Origin of the sequence: Algoriphagus alkaliphilus, assembly GCF_900103735.1 — a bacterium.
GTDB lineage: Bacteria > Bacteroidota > Bacteroidia > Cytophagales > Cyclobacteriaceae > Algoriphagus > Algoriphagus alkaliphilus.
This window is the reverse complement of the sequence record NZ_FMXE01000059.1, coordinates 1-7,273: the sequence shown is the minus strand read 5'-3', so window position 1 is coordinate 7,273 and position 7,273 is coordinate 1. Positions and strand designations below refer to the sequence as shown.

The following is a 7,273-nucleotide window of genomic DNA, read 5'->3' as shown; positions in this document are numbered from 1 at the left end:
TATACTATTATAAAATCATAAAAAATATGGGCTATAAAGTTAAAATTCAAAGAGTTGAAAGAGGAAAAACCAGTTCCTATTATATCAATTTTCCTGCGGCTCTGGCAGAGTCTTGTGATATAGAAAAAGCAGAAGAATTGGAATGGGAGATAGAGGACAGGAATACCTTTGTTTTGAAAAGGGTAATTAAAAAAGAATCATTTCTGAAGAAGAAGGCTAAAAAATAAGAGAGGAACTATCTCTCTAATAGGGGTATAAGCCTTAAGTTAACGCCAATGCCTGCAAGGGTTGAACTTGAAGGGAAATAGAATTACTCTAGGCAGAGAAAAGTTCGACACCTTTTGGGCCTGACCGAGGCGGGAAGTCGAAGGGCTTACAATCTTTCGAGATTTAGTAAAATAACCTTACTTTTAAATTTATGATCACACGCTCCAGCGTTCGCCATCTCCGCATTCCGTTTTCATTGTTTTTGTTACCGGTTTTTCTGTTCGCTTTGGCCCTTACTCCAAACTTAAATGGGGACCGATTGCTGTTGGTATTTCTTGCGCTTCACTTATTTTTATATCCCAGCAGCAACGGATATAACAGTTTTTTTGATCGGGATGAAGAAAGTATCGGCGGATTGAAACACCCTCCTAAGGTCACCCCTGATTTATATTGGTTGTCGCAGGGGTTTTTTCTCATTTCCTTAATCCTCGGCGCAATGATCAGTTTGGGTTTTGCCGGCATGCTTTTAGTTTATGGCCTGGTAAGTATGGCTTATTCCCATCCGCGGATCAGGATCAAAAAGTACCCTTGGGCAAGTTGGATCATTGCGGGTTTTTTTCAGGGATATTTCACCTTTGCCATGGCCTATGCCGGATTGAGTGACCTGGGCTGGGATGTGATAGTCAAGCCACACGTGATTATTCCGGGGCTCTTGACCAGCCTGATGCTTTGGGGAAATTACCCACTTACACAAGTCTATCAGCATCGGGAGGACTCCAAAAGAGGAGATTGCACCCTGAGTCTCAAACTGGGAATCAAAGGCACCTTTCTCTTTTCCGCACTTTTCTTTGCACTCACCGGAGCAGCATTCATTTGGTATTTTCTGGATCGTGGCCAAGACCAGATCATTTGGGTCTACCTTGGAGCCATGGCTCCGATCATTCTGTTTTTTCTAATCTGGTTCGGATTTGTAAATCAAAATCCCGAAAAGTACGCCTCCTATTCCTGGGCGATGGGGATGAATAGTTTATCGGCTTTGGCATTGAATGCCTTCTTTATTTACTACTTCTTAGAAAACACCCAAATTCAGCAGGTTTTCGGATATTAATCAGAAGGGACTCCCATGTGTATTTTTGATGATCTGCTTCGCCAAAAATGGAATATGGTCGATCAGATTTCTTGCAAATACGGAGGCTCCGCCTGATCCAAAAAGCCGCTGAACATTTCTCCCTACCCATAATCTTTGGCGGAATTCTGCAGTCCAGGTTTTAGCATAATTTGACTCAACTTCTTCCCGGCTACCTCCGGTCAACAGGGACTCAGCGGCGAGTTTTCCTGAATGAATTGCCATAGCCATCCCATTGCCACAAAGCGGTGTAATCAATCCGGCGGAATCTCCTGCCATAAGGATGTGGTTTTCTACCGGCTCCTTAGATTCAAAATTGATCTCATTGATCACTTCGGGTTTTTCGAACAGAAACTCACTTTCTTGAAAAATCTTTTTCAAAATCGGGTTTTCCCATAAAACCTGCCGCTCCATTTCTTCTACCGAACCAAACTGCCGGAGCTGATCCCGACTGCCCAAGTAGCAGAGATTGAATTTTCCAGACTCGATGGCATTCAGTCCGCAGTAGCCTCCATGGAAATTGTGCAGCGCTACCGTATCGTGTTCAAAGTCTCCATTCACATGGTATTTTACACCGATATATGGACTCCTTTTTTGCATAAAGGAGCGATTCATGACTTTATCCAATTTGCTTCGCTTTCCAAAAGCACCTATGACATAATCCGATTCAAGGATGGAATGATCGGATAGCGTCAACTCGAATTTCTCGGCTTTTTCATTATAATCAACAGAATTGACTTGAATTCCTGCCCTAACTTCAACACCTGATTCTACGGCTTGCTTCACCAGCCATTCATCCAACACGAACCTGCTGATTCCAAATCCACCGAGATCCAAGGGAATTTGGACGGTTTTACCTTTGGTGTCACTGAACTGAAAACGTGTAATCTCAGGAAGCTGCAAATAATCGGGATATAGTTTTTTCCTTTTCAAAAAACCGAGTACCTCATTGGATATGTATTCCCCACAAACTCGATGAAAAGGGTACATCTTTTTCTCTATGAGCATTACATTTCTATCCTTTCTGGCCAAAAGAATGGATGAAATCAAGCCTGCAAGTCCTCCACCGATGACAATTATTCTTTTTTCTGATGCTTTCAAGTGCCTTTGATTTGATGATTCAACCGCTTATCAAAAAATAAGTTTATTCGCCCGCTTATCCCGCAGTTTGGAAGTTACTTTATTTCAGGAATTCAACTTATCTATATCATGAATAAAACCCTGCCCAAATTACTCAGGAGAACAGCCTTTGTATTGGGAGTGATGGGATCGCTGCTCACTGCAGAGGACTCATTTGCCCAAAAGAAAAAGAAAAAAGGCGAAGAAACACCTGCAGACGCACCTGCTGCACCACGACCAAGTACTCCCCCTTCCAACGGGCCAAAGCCCTACAAAGAGGTAATCACGGCAAAAGCCAAGACCAAAGAAGGACTTTTTAAAGTTCATCAAATTGAAGACAAGTACTTCTATGAAATACCGGATTCACTTTTGGGAAGGGACATGCTGATGGTGGTGAGAATCGCCAAAACAGCTGATGGAATTGGATATGGAGGCGAAAACACCAACAATCTGATGGTACGTTGGGAAAAAAACAATGACGACATTCTTCTGAAAGTCGTATCGGTTAACAACTACGCCGCAGATTCACTGCCTATATCAATGGCTGTCAAAAACTCAAACTTAGAGCCGATCCTTCAGAAATTTGCGATTAAAGCAAGAGGAACTGACTCAACCGGGATTGTCATCGAAGTTACCGATCTGTTCAACAAAGACAATCAGGCACTGGGACTACAGCGCAATAGAAGAACGGAATACAAAGTTTCCAGACTGGACACGGATCGCTCTTACATTGTTCATATCAATTCCTATCCGATCAACATTGAGAATCGCTATGTCTTGACCTATGCCGCAACAGATCCCCCTTCAAACAGCTCCACGGGATTGATCACTCTGGAAATGAATGCCTCAATGGTATTACTGCCTAAGGAGCCCATGAAGCAACGCTTGGCTGACCGCCGGGTAGGTTGGTTTGCACGATCCTACGTAGACTACGGTGCCGATGAGCAAAGGGCCACTTCACGTCGTTACCTGGATCGCTGGAGATTGGAAGTAAAGCCAGAGGATATGGAGAAGTTTAAGCGTGGCGAATTGGTAGAGCCTGTCAAGCCTATCGTATATTACATCGATCCTGCCACTCCTACCAAGTGGGTTCCCTATCTAAAGCAAGGAGTGGAAGATTGGCAAAAGGCTTTTGAAGCGGCCGGTTTCAAAAATGCAATCCTTGCCAAAGAAGCCCCTTCGGCTCAAGAAGATCCAACCTGGAGTACAGAGGATGCGAGATTTTCAGTCATTCGCTACTTCGCTTCTGACATTCAAAATGCATACGGACCACACGTATCTGATCCCCGCTCAGGAGAGATCATCGAATCCCACATTGGCTGGTATCACAACGTAATGAACCTATTGAGAAACTGGTTCTTCGTCCAGACTGCAGCGATCAACCCGGATGCCAGAGGGGTGAATTTCTCGGACGAAACGATGGGTCGATTGATCCGCTTCGTATCTGCGCATGAAGTTGGCCACACCTTGGGCCTTCCTCACAACTTCGCCTCATCTGTGGCTTATCCGGTAGAAAAACTCCGCGATCCCGCTTTCACAAAAGAATTTGGCACCGCACCTTCGATTATGGATTATGCCCGATTCAATTACATAGCGCAGCCGGAAGACAAGGGTGTAAGCCTAATGCCTGACGTAGGACCATACGACAAGTACGCAATCATGTGGGGTTATCGTCCAATCCCGGAGGCTGCAACGCCTGAAGCAGAGCAGCCGATATTGGATAAATGGATTTTGGATAAAAAAGGAGATCCCATCTTCCGATACGGTCGTCAGGGAAATAACTATGACCCGACTACTCAATCCGAAGATTTGGGTGACAATGCGATGAAAGCTTCCGAATACGGAATCAAAAACTTGCAACGCATCATGCCAAACTTGATGGAATGGACAGCAGAAGAAAACAAACCTTATAAAGATTACGCAGACTTATCAGAGCTGTACGGTCAGGTGATTGGACAATTCAACCGCTATATGGGCCATGTGAGAACCAATGTGGGTGGAGTGGCAGAGGTGTATAGCTCAGTCGGTCAAAATGAAGCGGTGTACACTCACACTTCCAAAGAAATGCAAAAGTCTGCCGTAGACTTCTTGAACAAGCAGCTTTTTGCTACGCCGACTTGGTTGATGGATGACAAAATCATCGCTCGAATTGGAGATTTTGGTGCATTGGAACGAATCCGAGGCATACAGGTGACCACACTCAACGGAATCCTGGAGTGGGGTCGTCTTGGCCGTGTAATCGAGAATGAGGCAATGAACGGGTCTAATGCATATAAAATCACCGAATTATTTGATGATTTGAGAAAGGGAATTTGGACCGAACTCTCTGCCGGCAAATCAATCGACGTACAGCGAAGAGCTCTTCAGAGAGCACATATTGAGCGACTTGAAGTATTGCTGACAGGCAATGAGCCAAATCTTCCTACACAGTTCAGAGCTTTTGCTGGACCACAAATCAATGCATCGCAGTCAGATATCAGACCAATGGCAAGAGGAGAACTCAAAACCCTGCAAAGCCAAATCAGAGGAGCGATCGGAAAAACATCAGACCGAATGTCAAAACTCCATCTTGAGGATGCGCTGGCAAGAATTGAAAAAATTCTCTCAGAAGAATCCGGAAAATAACCCCAAAAAAGGCGCTGATCTCAGCGCCTTTTTTTTCACTACCATTTTTTGAGTTAATTTGACATTCAAACAGAAGTCATGCTTAACCCTCTTTACATACTTCAATCCCATAAACTCCGGATTACCGACTGTCGATTGGACATCATCCAGGAATTCTTGGATAAAAATGTAGCCCTTTCCCATTCCGACTTGGAGGATAAGCTCAATCAACAATTTGATCGGGTAACCATCTACCGCACTTTAAAAACTTTTTTGGACAAAGATCTAATCCATAAAGTTCTTGATGACAGTGGCGCAACTAAGTATGCACTTTGTGCTCACGGAGAAACCAAACATATGCACAACCATGAGCATGTACACTTCAAATGCGAATCCTGTGGAGAAACTACCTGTCTGGAAGAAATCACATTGCCTCAGATCAAACTGCCCTCAGGATTTGAGAAAAAAGAAATGAATCTCCTAGTACAAGGGATTTGTGACAAATGCAATTAATATTCAGCCGGCTCAGGCACTTTTGATTTTTTGGGAGATTCTGAGGGCCAAATGACCCCGGGGGGCAAGTCAATTTTGGGAGGTGTGAGATTCTCAATCCCTCCATCTCCATCGTCATTACTGCTATTTCCCCTTCTTAGTGAGTTTTTAGTCATCGTTGCTACAAAATAGATCAGGATGACGTAAGCCACACCGCACATAAAGAGATCAATAATCAGACTGTTCATGGCTAAAAATTTTCAGATAAGTTAATCGAATACATGTTCTAAATCAACCGATTAATCCTTTTGTTTAAATCCATGTGCTGTATTTATGATTTTTTTCGACTTGCTAAATCACTCGGATAGGTGGATATTTGCGCTCGCTAATTTGTATCCGATGATTATCAAAACAAAAAAATATCAGCTTCCCACTGGAACTTACATCAAAATGGGATTAAAATCGATTCTTATGCAACAATGGTGGGTCATTTTGATAGCTCTTTCCATTTGCTTTGGATACCTGTGGATCGCTTCGATTTGGTGGTTTATTGGATCCCTGATTGCCTACGGTCTCTATGTTTTATTTTGGACTATTCAGTTTGCAGGAGTTACTCAAATGGAACAGAATAAACCCATCTTTCAAAAAATGGCTTACGAAATCGACAGCAGACAAATCCTGATGAAGATAAATGCCCGAGAAGGAATGCCCATTCAGTGGAATATGATCAAGCGGGTGGAAATCACCAAAGATGCCTTTGTCTTGTATCTTTCCAAAGCCCAATTCATTCACTTGCCCTTTCGTATTTTCAATACAGAAAACGAGAAGAAATTCTTGGAGACTATCTTGAAACGCAAAGAACTCATCTAAATTGAGTAGGAAGATAGGGATTAGTTCCCTATTTGTCCTCTCACACCACCCTGCGTACCGTTCGGTACAGGGCGGTTCCTTAAGGTTTATCATAACCTTTTGGTAGTGGTCTGACAAGAATAAATAGCCTGCTTGCCTAAGTCTTTCCGTGGTAATGGTGGTATTTAGAATGAAGCTTTTGGCGATGTGCCAGTTACCCTTCCTAGTATTTGCCCACTCCCGAGCCTTGGATTTCTTCACCCCCAGCTTGACAAGATTCATCAGTTTGGTACTTATACGTTTCCATTGTTTCCAAGTGACCATCCTGATTCGCCTTCTGTACCATTCGTCTATTCCCAGCAACAACCTTCTCATATCTGCCAGCTTGAAGTAGTTAACCCAACCAGTAATGTACTGGCGGAGTGTTTCCTTCCTGCGGTCGTTGCCCCAGCCATTGCTACGTGATGTCAGCTCCTTAATCTTTGCTTTCATCTTTGATACACTCTTCGGGTGTACCCGCAGTCGCCCTTCCCCTTTGGTTTTGTAAAAGGAGTAACCCAAGAATTTTATCTTGGATATCGGGGCTGTTTGGCTTTTATCCCTGTTCACTTTTAGGAACAGTTTCCCCTCTATGAATCGGATAATCGATTCCATTATCCGCTCTGCACTCCGTTTGCTTTTGCACAGTATGACCATATCATCTGCGTATCGTACAAACTTGTGCCCTCTGCGCTCCAACTCCTTGTCCAGTTCATTGAGCATAATGTTACTCAGCAAGGGACTCAGTGGACCCCCTTGTCTTAAGCTAACACTCCCTACTGCCAAGCGTGTTCGGGACTTTCACCCTAGAGCTATCGCCCATGCCGGGCACACAAC

7 protein-coding genes and 1 pseudogene are annotated in these 7,273 nt (G+C 43.8%); 5 read left to right on the top strand and 3 right to left on the bottom strand.

The window, feature by feature from the left end; translation table 11 throughout:
* Positions 1 to 227, top strand: a 227-nt coding sequence (locus BLQ81_RS21560) for a hypothetical protein (protein ID WP_245693337.1), incomplete at its 5' end; no start/stop codon positions are given.
* 191 nt (positions 228 to 418) lie between these two features.
* Entirely contained in the window at positions 419 to 1,315 is an 897-nt protein-coding gene (locus tag BLQ81_RS21555; RefSeq protein WP_092735142.1) for a UbiA family prenyltransferase, read from the top strand.
* On the opposite strand, the gene BLQ81_RS21550 is transcribed toward BLQ81_RS21555, so the two are convergent.
* Positions 1,316 to 2,434, bottom strand: a complete 1,119-nt coding sequence (locus BLQ81_RS21550) for an NAD(P)/FAD-dependent oxidoreductase (protein ID WP_092735139.1) — start codon at positions 2,432 to 2,434, stop codon at positions 1,316 to 1,318.
* A 162-nt stretch (positions 2,435 to 2,596) separates the two neighbouring features.
* On the opposite strand from BLQ81_RS21550, the gene BLQ81_RS21545 reads away from it, so the two are divergent.
* Positions 2,597 to 5,077: a zinc-dependent metalloprotease gene (locus BLQ81_RS21545; RefSeq protein ID WP_407640254.1), complete on the top strand. Its 2,481-nt coding sequence runs from the start codon at positions 2,597 to 2,599 to the stop codon at positions 5,075 to 5,077.
* Positions 5,078 to 5,155: 78 nt separating this feature from the next.
* Positions 5,156 to 5,569 (top strand): Fur family transcriptional regulator, encoded by a 414-nt coding sequence (locus BLQ81_RS21540; RefSeq protein ID WP_092735133.1) that lies wholly within the window; start codon positions 5,156 to 5,158, stop codon positions 5,567 to 5,569.
* Here the strand turns inward: BLQ81_RS21540 and BLQ81_RS21535 are convergent.
* Positions 5,566 to 5,796, bottom strand: coding sequence for a hypothetical protein (locus BLQ81_RS21535; RefSeq protein WP_092735130.1), 231 nt, complete (start codon positions 5,794 to 5,796; stop codon positions 5,566 to 5,568). The genes BLQ81_RS21540 and BLQ81_RS21535 overlap by 4 nt on opposite strands.
* A gap of 151 nt (positions 5,797 to 5,947) precedes the next feature.
* On the opposite strand from BLQ81_RS21535, the gene BLQ81_RS22865 reads away from it, so the two are divergent.
* A complete protein-coding gene (locus tag BLQ81_RS22865; RefSeq protein ID WP_092735144.1) occupies positions 5,948 to 6,418 on the top strand; it encodes a YcxB family protein in 471 nt (156 codons plus the stop codon).
* Positions 6,419 to 6,700: 282 nt separating this feature from the next.
* Here BLQ81_RS22865 and BLQ81_RS23220 read toward each other — a convergent pair.
* Positions 6,701 to 7,222, bottom strand: a pseudogene (locus BLQ81_RS23220) (reverse transcriptase domain-containing protein); the annotation flags it as partial.
* Between the last annotated feature and the right edge of the window lie 51 nt (positions 7,223 to 7,273).

Coding starts and splice junctions, on each gene's coding strand:
- BLQ81_RS21540 (WP_092735133.1), top strand. CDS start 5,156: ATGCTTAACCCTCTTTACATACTTCAATCCCATAAACTCCGGATTACC.
- BLQ81_RS21555 (WP_092735142.1), top strand. CDS start 419: ATGATCACACGCTCCAGCGTTCGCCATCTCCGCATTCCGTTTTCATTG.
- BLQ81_RS21545 (WP_407640254.1), top strand. CDS start 2,597: ATGGGATCGCTGCTCACTGCAGAGGACTCATTTGCCCAAAAGAAAAAG.
- BLQ81_RS21535 (WP_092735130.1), bottom strand. CDS start 5,796: ATGAACAGTCTGATTATTGATCTCTTTATGTGCGGTGTGGCTTACGTC.
- BLQ81_RS22865 (WP_092735144.1), top strand. CDS start 5,948: ATGATTATCAAAACAAAAAAATATCAGCTTCCCACTGGAACTTACATC.